Origin of the sequence: Bradyrhizobium sp. Tv2a-2 (genome assembly GCF_000472425.1) — a bacterium.
Classification (GTDB): domain Bacteria; phylum Pseudomonadota; class Alphaproteobacteria; order Rhizobiales; family Xanthobacteraceae; genus Bradyrhizobium.
This window is the reverse complement of the sequence record NZ_AXAI01000045.1, coordinates 1-14,611: the sequence shown is the minus strand read 5'-3', so window position 1 is coordinate 14,611 and position 14,611 is coordinate 1. Positions and strand designations below refer to the sequence as shown.

General features: G+C 57.0%; 8 protein-coding genes and 1 pseudogene. 5 read left to right on the top strand and 4 right to left on the bottom strand.

The window, feature by feature from the left end; genetic code table 11:
- Positions 1-351 precede the first annotated feature (351 nt).
- Positions 352-1,779 (top strand): MATE family efflux transporter, encoded by a 1,428-nt coding sequence (locus tag A3AI_RS0139945; protein ID WP_024520847.1) that lies wholly within the window; start codon positions 352-354, stop codon positions 1,777-1,779.
- Positions 1,780-1,898: 119 nt separating this feature from the next.
- Here the strand turns inward: A3AI_RS0139945 and A3AI_RS0139940 are convergent, their stop codons facing one another.
- From A3AI_RS0139940 to ectB, 3 genes are all read right to left on the bottom strand, one after another.
- A complete protein-coding gene (locus tag A3AI_RS0139940) occupies positions 1,899-2,636 on the bottom strand; it encodes a hypothetical protein (RefSeq protein WP_024520846.1) in 738 nt (245 codons plus the stop codon).
- Positions 2,637-3,511: 875 nt separating this feature from the next.
- Positions 3,512-4,543: an IS110 family RNA-guided transposase gene (locus tag A3AI_RS44615; protein ID WP_036051466.1), complete on the bottom strand. Its 1,032-nt coding sequence runs from the start codon at positions 4,541-4,543 to the stop codon at positions 3,512-3,514.
- Positions 4,544-4,857: 314 nt separating this feature from the next.
- Positions 4,858-6,156, bottom strand: coding sequence for a diaminobutyrate--2-oxoglutarate transaminase (ectB, locus tag A3AI_RS0139925; RefSeq protein WP_245287069.1), 1,299 nt, complete (start codon positions 6,154-6,156; stop codon positions 4,858-4,860).
- Positions 6,157-7,256: 1,100 nt separating this feature from the next.
- On the opposite strand from ectB, the gene A3AI_RS45665 reads away from it, so the two are divergent.
- From A3AI_RS45665 to A3AI_RS0139905, 4 genes are all read left to right on the top strand, one after another.
- Positions 7,257-8,309: a hypothetical protein gene (locus A3AI_RS45665; RefSeq protein WP_024520842.1), complete on the top strand. Its 1,053-nt coding sequence runs from the start codon at positions 7,257-7,259 to the stop codon at positions 8,307-8,309.
- Between the two features lie 389 nt (positions 8,310-8,698).
- Positions 8,699-9,595, top strand: a complete 897-nt coding sequence (locus tag A3AI_RS0139915) for an NAD(P)H-dependent flavin oxidoreductase (RefSeq protein WP_024520841.1) — start codon at positions 8,699-8,701, stop codon at positions 9,593-9,595.
- A gap of 254 nt (positions 9,596-9,849) precedes the next feature.
- Positions 9,850-10,977 (top strand): acyl-CoA dehydrogenase family protein, encoded by a 1,128-nt coding sequence (locus A3AI_RS0139910; RefSeq protein WP_024520840.1) that lies wholly within the window; start codon positions 9,850-9,852, stop codon positions 10,975-10,977.
- 277 nt (positions 10,978-11,254) lie between these two features.
- Entirely contained in the window at positions 11,255-12,433 is a 1,179-nt protein-coding gene (locus A3AI_RS0139905) for a M24 family metallopeptidase (RefSeq protein ID WP_024520839.1), read from the top strand.
- Positions 12,434-14,353: 1,920 nt separating this feature from the next.
- Here A3AI_RS0139905 and A3AI_RS44605 read toward each other — a convergent pair.
- Positions 14,354-14,611, bottom strand: a pseudogene (locus tag A3AI_RS44605) (IS256 family transposase); the annotation flags it as partial.

Sequence of the window (14,611 nt, the reverse complement as noted above, 5' to 3'; positions counted from 1 at the left end):
TTCGACAGACGGGATGCGACTATCCGTTTCACCGCACATTCGCAGTCCGTTTTGCTCCCGCGAGCGACACACGAGGTTCGGCTTCGCCACATCGCGCATTGAGCGATTTCGGTAATTGATGGGGAAACGCCGGAAGCGATCAAACCGCCGGAGATGATCTTAAGGGCGCGAGCAGACCTTAGATCCCAGCTCTCAGCAGCAGTTTTTGGTCGAGGAGACACGCCAACTGAGACCACAGCCGCGCAAGATTGACTCCCAATTCGTCGGCTTACGCTCGGCGAGGGTGGAACGGCTTTTCTGACACGAACGCTCGTCTGTTCAGGCGAAGGAAAACAAAGCTGCACGATTTCCATGGACAGGATAACCGAAAGAAAATCGACATCAGCCTCGCGGCTCGAATCGATCAAACGGGAGAGCCTCCCTCGACTCGCGTCCGAGCTCAGCGAAACTGCGGGGCTCGCGTTGCCGATGGTGTTGACCCAGATTGGACAAATCGTGATGATGACAATCGATCTCGCATTTATAGGGCGGATTGGTGCTGACGCGCTCGCGGCGGCTGCGCTAGCCATGAGGATCTATCTCGTTGGGTTCACCCTCGGCCTTGGCCTGTTGGCGCCGATCGCCCCCTTGGCCGCGCAGGCGTATGGCGCGGATAATCTCGCTGCGGGTCGGCGCATGCTGCGAATGGGCCTCTGGACCGCGCTGCTGGCGGCGATTCCAATCACCGCTTTTGCGCTGCAGAGTGAGCAAATGCTGCTCGCCCTCGGCCAGACCCCAGATACGGCTCGGCTCGCTTGCCGATATCTATCAGGACTGGCCTGGAGCGTGGCGCCAGCGCTGTGCTTTCAAGCCATCCGGAATTTTATGGGAGGCATCAACCGTCCGCAGCCGATCTTGTGGATCACGCTCGCGGCGGTCCCCGTCGACGCGCTGCTGGTTTATTTGCTTGCCTACGGGAGGCTTGGCCTACCCCGGCTCGATTTGTTCGGGGCTGGTGTTGCGACCACCCTAGTGAATTCCAGCATGTTGTTGGCCGCTTTGTGGTTTGCTATAAGGCGCCTCCCTTTTCGTGACTACAATGTGCTTGCAGAGCCCTTGTCCTTCGATTGGACATTCCTGCGGCAGCTGATCGTAATCGGGACGCCGACATCAATCACCGCGTTGATGGGATCCGGCACGATCGCGGCCACAGCCTTCTTGGCCGGCTGGATCAGCACCAACGCACTTGCTGTTCATCAGATCGCACTTCAAATCGGCGTCACTTTCTTCATGATCTCGTTCGGCATCAGCGTGGCAGCGGCCGTACGGGTCGGGCATGCCGTAGGCAGTCACGATGGTCCCGGGGCCAGGCGAGCAGGTCTAGCAGCCATGCTCTTAGGGGCCGTGATCGCAGCCACGCTGACGCTTTCGGTGCTCGCAGGCCGTTTCGAACTCGCGGAACTGTTTTTGGGTGGAACGGTCGATCACGACGCAACAATTCGGCTGACCGCAAGGCTCCTGTGCATCGGCGCCAGCTTTTTTGTTATCGATGCAGTGGGGAGCATTGCGGCAGGCGCCCTGCGCGGACTAAACGACACGCGAGTGCCTCTGCTGTTTGTTGGCCTTTCTCATTGGCTGATCGGTTTTAGCCTCAGCTACGTGCTCGCTTTGAAAATGGGCCTTGGGGTCATTGGTATTTGGATCGGGCTGTCAATCGGGGCGACGATCTATGCGGCACTCCTCGTCCTCCGCTTCGAACTGCTGACAAGCAGGCTTGCTCGTCAAACACGGGGCGTCTGATTGCTGGCACGCAGCGCTTGCGCGGGCAGAGCTCCCACCGTCCGAGGAGACAGCTTGTCGAGGCCGCGGCAAACGCGGTGAAAGCTGCCACGCCGATCGCGGCGAACTTGTTTGGAAAATCAGCTATCGCCCGCCCCTGCCGGCGAAAATGATGAGGCCAACAACGGCTCGCTCCTGTCGTGACAACCAAACTGGGCCCTCAACTCCGCGCCAGTCCGCCAAATCAACCAGTCGTCCGCAGTATCCTCGTCGACCAGGTATAATTTGGCGCCGCCTCTTTCATGATGAGCGTATCCGTATTCTGCAACCAGGCCGCTATCCAGGGACCAGCGCGGTACAAGGCCACACAAGAAGTCAGGAGCCCACATTGCAAAAGACGTTCCCTGCATTATTGGTGATGTGATTTTGGATAGGCCGCGCCCTCTGAAGTCTTGGCGTACCCAGTAGTCCCCGTGGTAGGCTACTTTGCCGGCAATCTTTCTCGCACTCGGCGCTATGCAGGCACACCGGTCTTGGGGATGTGCATGTAAGGCCGGATCAGCGTAAAACGCCTTCAGGGATTCAAGGTGTTCTGCGAAATTGCTGTGCGACAGGTCATACAGTCGAGCAGCCGATAAGACCACGACGTCCTCGTGTGTGTCGATGCCGATGATCCAATAGCCTTCTCCTGGTCTTATTGGCGAGCGGTCTGGACGGAAGTTTGGATATGTCGGCTGCTTGGTTGGTGTAGCCCGTGTAATCGAGACATACTCATGAAAATCGAACCCAATCAAAATCTTTATTCCTGCTTGAGCGGCGTCGTTGTCAAACACTTGAAGAAAGCGTGAGATGTTTAAAGGGTTAGCCAAGCTTGTCATCCACCTTGTCCTAGCTGACTTCCTAATCTGTGCGGCGAGCTACCAACTTATGTACATCACTTACATTAGATCGAGACACTACCCACTCTGGTGAGAGATAGTGTACTTGTAATTGGGGCAGCGGTATTGATGGAGGTCCGCTTTCATTGCGGCAGAGCGAGTTGGAGCGAAAGCAAAAAGTCGGCGAGGCAGCGATTTGCAACCAAGAATGTCGCAGTGCTCGTTCTGACGAGCAGCTAGTAGTTGTCGACTGCCTGTCCTTCATAAAAGCCATGGGCAGACCAACTGAAGAGGCTATCGAAGAACTCAAGAACGCTCGCACCACATCAGTTGCCTTCCGTGCGTTACGCACACCGGAACTTTGCGCAGAGCGACACCATCTCGGCTCTTGACGTTGCTAGTCCTGGTGTGGCCCCTGGAGACCAGACCTCAATTGCGCGAGAAGCCAGCACTTCATGGGCCGCTTCTCTGCGCTTTAGATTGAGTTGATCGTTTTTCATAGCGTTGGTTTCATCTGAAGGCGCCATTCATGGACGACAACGCTCTCGTATTCTTGTGGAAGTTGACCGCTCAGGCTCAGAATAGAATGGCGCTCGCGAGAGGTTCCAGGGCCATGTGTGGACGGCTCCGGGTTGGCAAGAAGAATCTTCACTTTGCAGCGTTGGTCGGAGCAGCCATGTGTTCGGCCTGTTAGCGCGGTACCCATGACCGCTGGCCATAATGCCCTCCGCGGATCAGGTCCCAGTCAACAGCACGCATTCGAGGATGCTGTGGCCCTAGTGGGTTGTCCTGATCGCCGGATCGACCGGCACTGCATTAAGTGCTGTTCGCCCTCCCAACCATACATCACGCCGGGCTGTCCGGCGCGAGTTCGTTCACGCCGCGAGAGCGGCGGGTTCCTTGTAGCGTTCGTTCCTGGCCATCATCGCCCAGGCCATCCGGGCGAGTTTGTTGGCGAGCGCGATCGCAGCGACCTTGGTTGGCCGCCGTGCCAACAACGCAGTAAGCCAGGGTCGATGCCCCGTGCCGTGGATCTTGGCATAGCGGATCACAGCAAGCGCGCCAGCCGTGAACAGACTACGCAAATAGCGATCGCCTTGCTTGCTGATACTGCCAAGCCTGTCCTTGCCCCCGCTCGAGTTCTGCTTCGGCACAAGCCCAACCCAGGCCGAGAAGTCTCGCCCCGATCGGAAAGCCTTGGGATCGGCAATGCTGGCGACCAGCGCTGTTGCCAGCGCCGGCCCGACACCAGGGATCGCGTCCAGCCGTTTGCTCGTCGCGCTCGATCGATGCCAGTTGATGATGCGTCGGTCGAACTCCAGGATTTGGGCCTTCAGCGCCCGCAATTGACTGCCGAGAGCAGCGAGACATGCGCGGGCCACCTCCGGGAGCCGGTGGTCGGCTGTATCGGCGACGACTTCCAGCAGTTGCTCGACGCCCCTGCGTCCGACAGGTGCGACAATCCCGAACTCGGCGAGATAGGCGCGGATTGAATTGATGACGGCGGTCTGCTGGCGGATGAAGAGATGGCGGGCTCGATGAAGCATCAGACAGCTCTGTTGCTCAACCGTCTTGGTCGGCACGAACCGCATGTTGGGTCTCGTGACCGCCTCGCAAATCGCCTCCGCGTCGGTGCTGTCGTTCTTCTGCCGCTTGACATAGGGCTTCACATAGGCCGGAGGCATCAGTCGCACCGTATGCCCCAACGCCTGCAACTCGCGTGACCAATGGTGCGATGACGCGCAAGCCTCGATCCCCACCAGGGATGGCGGCAATTTCTGGAAAAATGCCAGGACGTGTCGGCGCCGCAACTGACGGCGCAAAACGACCTGGCCGGCTGCATCAACGCCGTGCACTTGAAAGACCGACTTTGCGATATCCAGACCGATTGTCGACATTGACTGCATAGGCTGCTCCTCCGAATCGTGGGAGCCTCAATCGGCACCCACTCCTTGGCGCTCTCGCGCCGGCGGAGGAGCCGTCCACAGCATCAAATGCGGACGACCCAGTTTCGTCAATATGAGGCTCGCACGGTGGGCGGAAACTCTTGACGAAGTCGGTCGCCGCAATGCCCAAGGCTAGCAAATCCGCTGCCCTATGCCGCGCAGGTCATCGCATCGGGTGACCGAGGGAGCACCAGGGACCAGCTCCGTTGACGCCCAACACTCCGCTGACGCTCACATCGCTGCCGACGTTGACCATCGTCGGCGGCAACATCAGATCAACTGACCGGTCTCCTGCTCTGTTTTAGCGCTTCTACTAAAGCGTCTTCAAATATTTCTACGCCTCGATTAAGTGTTTCAAAGTCGATCGTGAGTGCAGGCAAAAATTTTAAGACCTGATCATCAGGTCCGCATCGCTCTATCAGCAGGCCCTTATCAAAGGCTTCGCGTGCCGTAGTCTGCGCGATTTCGGCAAGGTTGCAATCAAATCCGAAGACCATCCCCCGCCCTCGAACAGAAAAGTTGTTCCCGTGTTCGGAAGCAATGGCCTCAAGTCGGGTCCGAATAACTTCCCCCATCCGCTGAATACCCTCCGAGAACGCAGGACTGCGCCAATACAGATTTATAGCTGCCGTAGCGGCGACAAGCGCAACATTGTTCCCACGAAACGTGCCCGTGTGCTCTCCGGGCCGCCAAGCGTCGAGCTCCTCTTTGATCAACAACATCGACAGCGGCAGACCGAACCCACTTAGCGATTTTGACATTACGACAATGTCCGGCGACAAGGCCGCGAACTCGAAACTAAAGAACTCACCTGTACGACCACAACCCATCTGAACATCGTCAACTATCAAAATGGCGCCAACTTCCTTCGCTATGGTTTGAATTGATTCGAGCCATTCCTTACGAGCAACGTTTACACCTCCCTCTCCCTGCACAGTTTCGACGAGAATGGCAGCTGGAGAATCGACACCACTGCTTTTGTCCAGCAACATCTGTCGCAGATAACCAGCAGTATTGATTTCAGGCCCAAGGTAGCCATCATAAGGCATGAATGTTGCCCCGGATAACGGAATACCGCACGCCGTGCGATAAAAGCGACTACCGTTCGCAGCAACGGCTCCTAAACTGAGCCCATGATATCCGTGGGTGAATGACACGATATTCTGGCGTCCTGTGACCTTCCGTGAAAGTTTTAGTGCGGCTTCAATAGCGTCTGCGCCAGTTGGCCCCGTGAATTGGAGTCGATACCGCAGACCCCGTTCCTGAAGTATGACAGAGCTGAAAGTCTGCAAAAATTCCAACTTCGCAGGCGTGGCCATATCGAGCCCGTGCACTACTGCATCCGAGGCAAGATATTCCATGACGGCAGCTTTGATCGCATGATTGTTGTGGCCGTAGTTCAGCGCTCCAGCACCGGAGAGAAAGTCAATGACTTTTCGCCCCCCCTCCGTTGACATGATGGAGCCTTGAGCTCCGCTGAAAATCGTCGGAAACAGGCGCGAGTATGAGCGCACGTTTGACTCTAGCGCTGCGAAGGCTTGCATTTTCTGTGACTCGGTAATCGCTCCATCCATGATTTTTTCCTTCGCAAGCAACTGGTTTATGGGATAAGCGCGCTTCTCTGAGGCGAGCTCTAGACCGAAGCTACGGAACGTGCACATTCCGACACGGACTTATGCCGGACGACGATGCTTTCCCAGAAGGGCTCCACTCACCTACCTCAGAATCGGTAGAAACGAACCTGCTAATGCTAGTAGCCGCGCTGCGCTCTCACGTGCGGGTAAGCCTGCGTCAGGTACTCGGGATCGGCTGAATCCCCTCTGAATGAGCGCCCGACGTCAGTAGGGATCACTCTTCCACCCATTGCGAAGACCACCTCTTTTCGTCGATCTACCCCCAATGGTAGCGAGCGGCCCCTCAAGATCGGCTCGTTCCGCACACGGTGCCTCCAGGTGGAGGGCCCTCGGCGCTGCGAGCGAAGACTTCCGCATATTTCCCGAGCAGTAAGCTATCCACCTGCCTGCAGGCTCGATACCGCAAGCGACGCCCTTGCACAGATCGAGCAATCAAAAGCCCGGCGTAGTGGGAACCGCTCGAGTCTCCTTCGGGCGTCTCCTCGGCAGAGAATCACCGCGTTACTGGCATCGCTCACGCTCAGCAGATCGACGACGGTCGCGCAGGCGGACCAGGCGGACAGCTCGGGGTTGGGTCGACCTGCCCAAGCGCTATTCACGGCGCAAGACTTTGCGCTGCAGTCAACCTACCGAGGTTAGTAATTGATCTACTGACCGTTTTTGGTTGATAAAATGGGGACTGAGGCAAAACGTTCTCCGAAGGAGCTCGTGATGCAACATCACACAGGATCTGATTTCGCTTTTGCCCGGATGAATGGGCTGACTCGTCGTCCTCAGAATTGAGAAGAACTGCTCCAACAGAAATATCTGCTTCTCATCGGCATGTATGATGTTCTGCCAAAGTCATCCCTACGAGCGCCTTTCAAGGCAACTCGAACGATGTAAATAGGCCGGATTCACAAATCTCAAGTACAACGTGCTTACTACAGCTAACCACCACCCGCCGCCATATGGCATCCAATGCGGCCCCACTCTTCTCAGCTAGCTCTGCGCCAAGCGCTGACAATGCTGGCCGCGCAGCAGACTATCGTAAGGCGACCATGCAAGAACGAGATAGCACGGCACTACGTGCCGACTGCACACTGGCAGCCAAGTTCTGGGCGTGCATACATTCCGCACTGACCGCGATAACTTATAGGGAAAAGGGCGAGGAAGCCGCGAAGCAGCTATGGGTGTTGCTGATGCGGCAACACCAGAAGCGCTTCTATCTACGTGGCGCGCATAAGCTCGGCATCCGTGACGATGAGCCACCAGCCGTCCGTGCCGCAAAGTACCATTATTTATCAAACGTGATCGACAACCATGAGATGGAATATATTGAGGAGACGCCAAGGAAAGTATGGATTCGCTACAAGGCGCCAAAGACGACGTATGCGGGCGTGACGATGATTGCCTTACCTGGCTCTATTAGCCGCGCCGCGTCCACTGCTTGGTACCCAAAGAATGGGATACTGATGGGCTCCTCTCGCCTCGGCTTTGTTTCTACGAAGCTGATGATGGAATTCGAGGCGTGCGACGAGGGTTACTTCATCGAATACGAACATGACCTTGCGCCCGGTGAGGAATACCGGTTCGAGCATGTTACGCAAACGCCGGAGTTTGATCCTTCAAAGGCACCTCGGCTCGACCCCGAACTTTGGCCCGAGGAACGACGCCTGAAGGCGCGACGAAATTGGTCTCTCGAATACGTAAGAACCACAGTCGATTGTCTATTCCAGATGTTCGGCCAGCAGACCACTTGCTTCCTCGTGAGCCAGGTGATGCGCGGCATTGCTATACAGCTCACTCATGAACTCAAACGGGATATCGGTATCGAGGGAACAGACGCGAGTTCTGTAACGGACTTTCTCTACTGCTTGCAGCGCGCGTGCGGCCAGTCCGTGCAACTGACCGAGTCACAGAGTGCGCACCGCATACACCTGCGCTCTCACCTGCCGTTTAAGGCCAATGTGAGCGAACCTCTGCGCGCAGCGATGTTCGAGTTTACCGTGATGGCAGCCCGCGTGCTCAATGGTCGCATCTCGGTGACGCGAGTGCCGGACGGCCAAGCCGAGTTCTGGGAAATCAGCAACACCGGCCGCTGGCTTTGGTGATCGACGAAGCCATAGACGCTGTCAAATAATTGGATAAGCCGCGTGGTCGACCGCTTATCTTTTTTCCTCCGAGCTTTAGATACATGCAATCTTTTATAAAAGCCCCCCGACGCCAGCAGCAAGATCACGTAGCCAATGGCTCGCATCCGCTTGACGGAGTAGAATCTACGTTCGGGCTGATTACCAGCCCGGCGCTATCGCCAATGCGCGAGCGACGGCATCCCGCAACGAGCGCCATAGGTCCCATGCGCGTAACCAACGCCGGGCAAGCAGTACCCGAGCCGATTGGCAAGACGGCCGTGACAAGAACTGTGAATGCACCTTCTCATAGAAGTAGGCTGCCCGATCCTATCGCATCCCGGCTTCGCCTACCTTTGATCGTCGCTCCCATGTTGCATGTTTCGGGGGTGGAACTTGTGACTAGTGTCTGTCGATCAGGAGTTATCGGCGCTTTTCCGACAGCCAACGCGCGGTCGGTTGAGGAGCTCGATGGCTGGCTAACCCGAATTGAGCATGATCTCGCAAACCAGGAGCGCCCAGCCGCGCCACACTGTCCGAACCTCATCATTCGGCAGCCACGATACAAGGATGATCTCGCCTGTCTCGTGCGTCACAAGGTGGAGATTGTGACTACCAGCGTCGGATCGCCGGCTACGGCCATCGAACCGCTGCACGAAATCGGTTGCCTCGTGTTCGCCGATATCGCCTCGCTGCACCATGCCGAGAAGGCCATCCAAGCCGGTGCGGATGGGTTGATTCTGCTAGCCGCGGGCGCCGGGGGCCACACCGGGTGGGTCAATCCCTTTGCTTTCGTTCGCGCTGTTCGTGGCATGTTCGATGGTCCAGTCGTACTAGCGGGCGGTATTGCCGACGGCGTTTCACTCGCTGCGGCTCGTTTGCTGGGGTGCGAGCTCGCCTGCATGGGTACATCCTTTATCGCTACGCGAGAGAGCATGGCAAGTGATGCTTATCGTCAGATGTTGGTCGAAAGCACGCTAGATGATGTCATGCTGACGAGGGCTTTTTCCGGACTTGATGCCAACATGCTGAGGCCTTCGATCGTGGCTGCTGGACTTGACCCGTCGAAACTGGACGAGTCCGTATCAGAGGCGCGCGCGAAGCTAAAGTTTAGCGGCAAGAGCCCTGGCGAAGGGTTGCGGCGCTGGATCGAAGTCTGGAGTGCTGGTCATTCCGTTTCGGGCGTGCGCTCGATCATCGGTGCGGCCGATTTGGTGGAGAAGATCGCCCGGCAATACGACGCGGCCTTGTCGAACGGGTTCGGATGAGCGCCTACGGGAATTATGGCACGTCAATCAGTGGAGGCTTCCCACGGAAATGACCATATCGAATCCGACGTACCACGCGCGCTGCAGGCTCCTTGCAACTCGGCGCAGAGGCACTCCGCATCAAGAATGTCGCGCCCGGGGCTGCCGAGCGTGCACATCAGGACCGTCCAGTTAGTTAAGTCCGCACGCCGTGTTGGTAAGGCGGCGCGTGGCAGGAACAATCAGCGCGGCCCTGGCCGCGGAAGAGGAAGTAAATGTACGAGTTCAAGGAAGAGACACGGGCGCTCGTCGATCTGGTTCGAAGGATCGTCAGCGACCACCAGGCGCCACTCGAGACACGATTGCTCCGAGGTGAGACGCTGACCTTGGCCGATTATGAGCCCGGACGTGAAGCCGCCCGGAAGGCAGGACTGTGGGGGCTCCGCCTTCCGTCCGAACTTGGCGGCGCTCACCTTTCTCTAGTGGACCAATTGGCCGTCATCGAGGAAAACTACAAATGCCTAACCCCGATCCAGTTCGGCGGCGAGGTTCCTCATGCCATGTTCCATCTCCAAGGCGAGCAGAAAAGCCGCTATCTGGTCCCTCTCCTGACCGACGTCAAGCGGTATTGCTTTGCGCTGACTGAGCCCAGCGGTGGTGCCGATCCGGCTCGCGCCGTTTCAATGCATGCGAAGCGAGACCGCGGGAACTGGGTCCTCAACGGCTCCAAAATCTGGATCAGCTCCTTCGAGGACGCTGATTTCGTGGTAGTCTTCGCCCGCACCGCGAAGGAAAAAAGTGCCAGCGGCATTTCGACGTTCGCCGTAGAGAAAAGCAACCCAGGGCTCATTGCACGTCCGGTACCGATGCTCGGCGGGTGGACGACGCACCAGCTGAGCTTTGAGAATTGTAGGGTCGATGACCTAGCAGCTATTGGGGCGGAAGGTACCGGATTCAAAAGCGCACAGAGGCAACTATCAACTGCCCGATTCGAAGTTGGCGCGCAGGCACTCGGCATTGCTCAGAGATGTTACGAGATGATGGTTGCACATGCCAAGCAGCGCATCGTGTTCGACGGCGCCCTCAGCGATAAGCAATCCGTCCAGGCGATGATCGTCGATTCTTGGATCGAAATCCAACAGCACCGGCTAATGACGTACGCCTGCGCGCAGAAAGCTGATCGGGGGAACGATGCGCGCGTAGAAGCAAGCATGATCAAAATGACCTGTACCGAAATGGTCGGTCGCGTGATTGATCGCGCCATCCAAACCCACGGCGCGGCCGGCTGCACATATGAGAATCCGCTAGCGCACTGGTACGATCACGGACGCATGTCGCGCATTTACGAAGGCCCCACTGAAGTGCACAAATACCACGTCCTCGCGCGCCGTCTATTGACGTGAGCGTAAGTCACCTGATCTGGAGACCGGCAGGAACCGCCAGATACACAGTGGATGCAGCCTGACTGCACCATCGAATCTCTTCGAGACGCTGCTCATTATAATGCGGGGACAGCCGACCAAATGCATCGTTATCTAAGGTTCAGCCGACAAGCTCCTTAACCTGCTCAGTAACTTCGAGTTAATGTCGTTCACTGAGCAGCGGACGGGACGGATCCAGGCGCGGCTGGTCGAACCAGCACTTTCGTCATTTGCGTGTAAGACAGACGGAGCTAAGATAATGACGATCAGCAAAGGAATTCAGCTATTCCCGCGATCAGAGTATTTGCGCCGGCTGGCCGCGGTGAAAGCCGAAATGGCACGGCGTGAAATCGACGCACTCGTCGTAAGCAACCCATCAAACATCGCTTACCTTACGGGTCACACTGCATATTCATCGTATGTCCCGCAAGGAGTTGTGGTTTCCGTTCACGAAGAGGAGCCGACGTTCATCGTTCGGCACATGGACGCGCTGGCAGCGTTCCATGAAAGCTTCCTCGGGCAGCGCAACGTGATCGGCTATCCAGAAAACCTCATCGCCAACCCTGACAGAGATGGCTACGACGTAATCATCGATTTTCTCCATGATCTCGGCCTCGCAAATCGCGGAGTGGGGCTTGAGCTCGGCTCCTTGACGCTAAAGACCGGCCAAGCGCATGAGAAGTTCAGAGCCCGAATGCCGCAAGCGAGGATCGTGGATTGCTCAAGAGCTGTAGATTGGATTCGAATCGTTAAATCCGATCTTGAGATATCAATCATGCGGGAGGCAGCTGCCATAGCGAGCGGAGCCATCATGCGCGCCGCAGAGGTAATACGCCCAAGTATACGTGAGGCTGACGCCGCCGCGGAAATTATCGGAGCGCTGGTGCGCGGTGCCAATGGCAAGCCCGGAACGGCGGTTACGGACTTCTGTATGTGCTCCACGCCACGGACAGGTACAGCCCACATTCGATGGAGCGAGGATGTGTTTCGCGATGATTCGCAAGTCAATCTCGAGCTCGGCGCGGTCCGCCACGGCTACACTGCGGCGCTCAGTCGCACCTTCATAATCGGCGCGCCCTCCGACCAGCTTCGTCGTCTACATGAGGCTGAGATCACAGGTCTTGAGGCGGCGCTGGATACGGTCCGCCCCGGGGCCACCTGCAGCGAGGTCGCCAACGCTTTCTATCACGCGATTGAGAAACTCGGCTTTAGGAAAGAATCACGCTGCGGATACCCTATTGGCATCGACTGGTCTGAGCCAACTGCGAGCCTAAGGGATGGAGACCTGACGGTGCTGCAGCCGAATATGACCTTCCATCTGATGCTGGGAAACTGGATCGATGAGAAGTTAGGGTACGTAATTAGTGAGACATTCCGCGTTACCGAGGTCGGCGTTGAAGTATTAACCAATGTGCCACGAAAGCTTTTTGAGCTCTAATTCCGACTAAGACTAGTAATTGCAACGGCGGCTATCTGCTCGGCGCAAATAGAAGTCCCGCAAATTTGAACGGCGAGGCTGAAAAGGATGAGACCGTTCGGATATCTGGCCTTTGAACCCAAAGCAGCTGTCGTTTCAGCTCGATAGCCCGCGTTACGAGCGAGGCGCGTTCCTGTTACCAGGAACCGCAGCGTCGACGAGTGGAGCTCGGACTTCCGTGAGTCTGTCGTCGTCACCTCGATCCTTTCGTCCGCTGCGCCACAGTCATCACAAATACGCGGCGACGGTTACCGCTAAAGGAGAAAGCGTCGTGGGTTTACTCCGGACGCAGCCCCGCATAGGTAGGTGTGATACCGAGAATCCCTGGATTTAGATCGCTGGCACGCACCTCCACAAGCCTCAGCTCGAGTGAGATCGCTGAAATGGGCTGAAAGCATGCGCTACTGTGATCCATGACATCGAGGCCAGTCCGACCTGATACCAGCACGAAGCGGCAATGAGCAGAGGCGCGAGTCCGGGGGGAATGAGATCTTTCGTATCGGGGCTGCTAGAATCGGAGCTCATCGGAAAGTGCGGGAAGGCCATGCCCACGAAGTGGCGACATCGATAACAATTGTAGTCGCAGTATTCTATCCGAGTTCTTACATCTCGCAGGTATCCTTGACCTAACGGGCGATAACATCGGTTACAGAGTCTATCGCCGTTCGGGATTCGATGATTCACGAGGACAAATTTCATTGCGCGAGCTCTTGGTTTTTTCGACTACGATCTGCGATCGTGCCAATAATCCGCGCTTACGAGGCCACGCTGATTACATGGCAACCGCGGGCTTTGGTGCCCTCTGCCAAGTTCCTCCTGCTTTGAATTGCCTTTTCCAAGTTAATACGAGCGAACGGTCGGGACCGTATCGCCTTTAATTGCATCTGTAGCGACATTGTTCTGGCAGACCCCGGCGTAGACCTCGCCGGATATCGCTACGCGCCTTGATGAGCACTTACTATGCTTGTAGGTCCTCTGACAGGAAGGCAGGGCAGTTGGGGGCGTAAGTCAATGGTTTCTTCCGACGGCGCATCGCAACTTTCCTAGATCCTCAGAGAGGCCGCAGGACGGTCGGCGGTTGCGGCTGCGCTCTTGTGGAACAAGAGGCTTATTCACCAACAAGATTCGGTTATCCCGTTCAATGCGCTGCTCTCAAAGTCCGTCTGGCAGCCGGTGCGACGCGTTAAGCCAATCGCGACCAGCGAACCATTTGTGGTCGGCCTCCCGGCGTGCCGTGAAGCGGTCGACGCATTTCTTGGAGCAAAGGGGGGTTCGCCAGTAATAGTGGCGGATCAGCCCGAACTTTCCGCCGCACATTGCGCAGCACTTCGCAAGATCGTGTCGTGAACTATTGAAGCTGTTACGCATTTTCGTCTCCTGTCGACATAACGTGGATGGCCCCTATGACGTCCACTGCAGAACACACACTCGTGAGGTGCGGCGTCGGCGCTTCAAAGTCTCACGGTATTTTCGGACCTGGGCACAAAGTTCTTGCACCTCCTCGGGGGGAAGCAGCGCGGTCCATCTTCCATGCCTGCTGAGTGTACCGACATCTTGCCCTTAATTCCTGCAACCAAGGCGCCCTGTGTGCCAAAATCCTGCGGCTCAAGGGTCTCCCTTGATGGAATCCAACCGGTCAGCACCATTGGGCGCTCGCAGGCGTCTTCCTGGCAGCCCCAAGCGCGATTTCTTAGCCACCACCCCGATCGAGCGGGCTCTCAACTCGACCGTGTGTCGCTTTGAGTTGTTGGGCTGAGTCGAGCGAAGCTTTACCTCCGAGCGCGCAAAGTGCGCCTTTTCAATTCAGCGTGTCGGCTGCATCCCGGGTGCCGACATAGACCTGATCAAGAGCTATGGCTGATTCTGGGTGACGCGGCCTGATCAGGCGGCGTGGCTTTCAGTGGTCGGAATGACCTCGATGCCGTCAGTAAACTTTACACCGGCGATGACCTTCGGCAACTGATTTGTTCCTTTCAGTCGGCGCCATGTCTTCGATGCGGCGTCGATCAACTTGAACACCATCAGCTTCGCGGTTTTCGGCGAGAGCGATCCTTTCGTTCGCACCGTCCGGTGCCGCACCGTGGAGAACACGCTCTCGATCGGATTCGAGGTGCGCAGATGAGCCCAATGCTCGGCAGG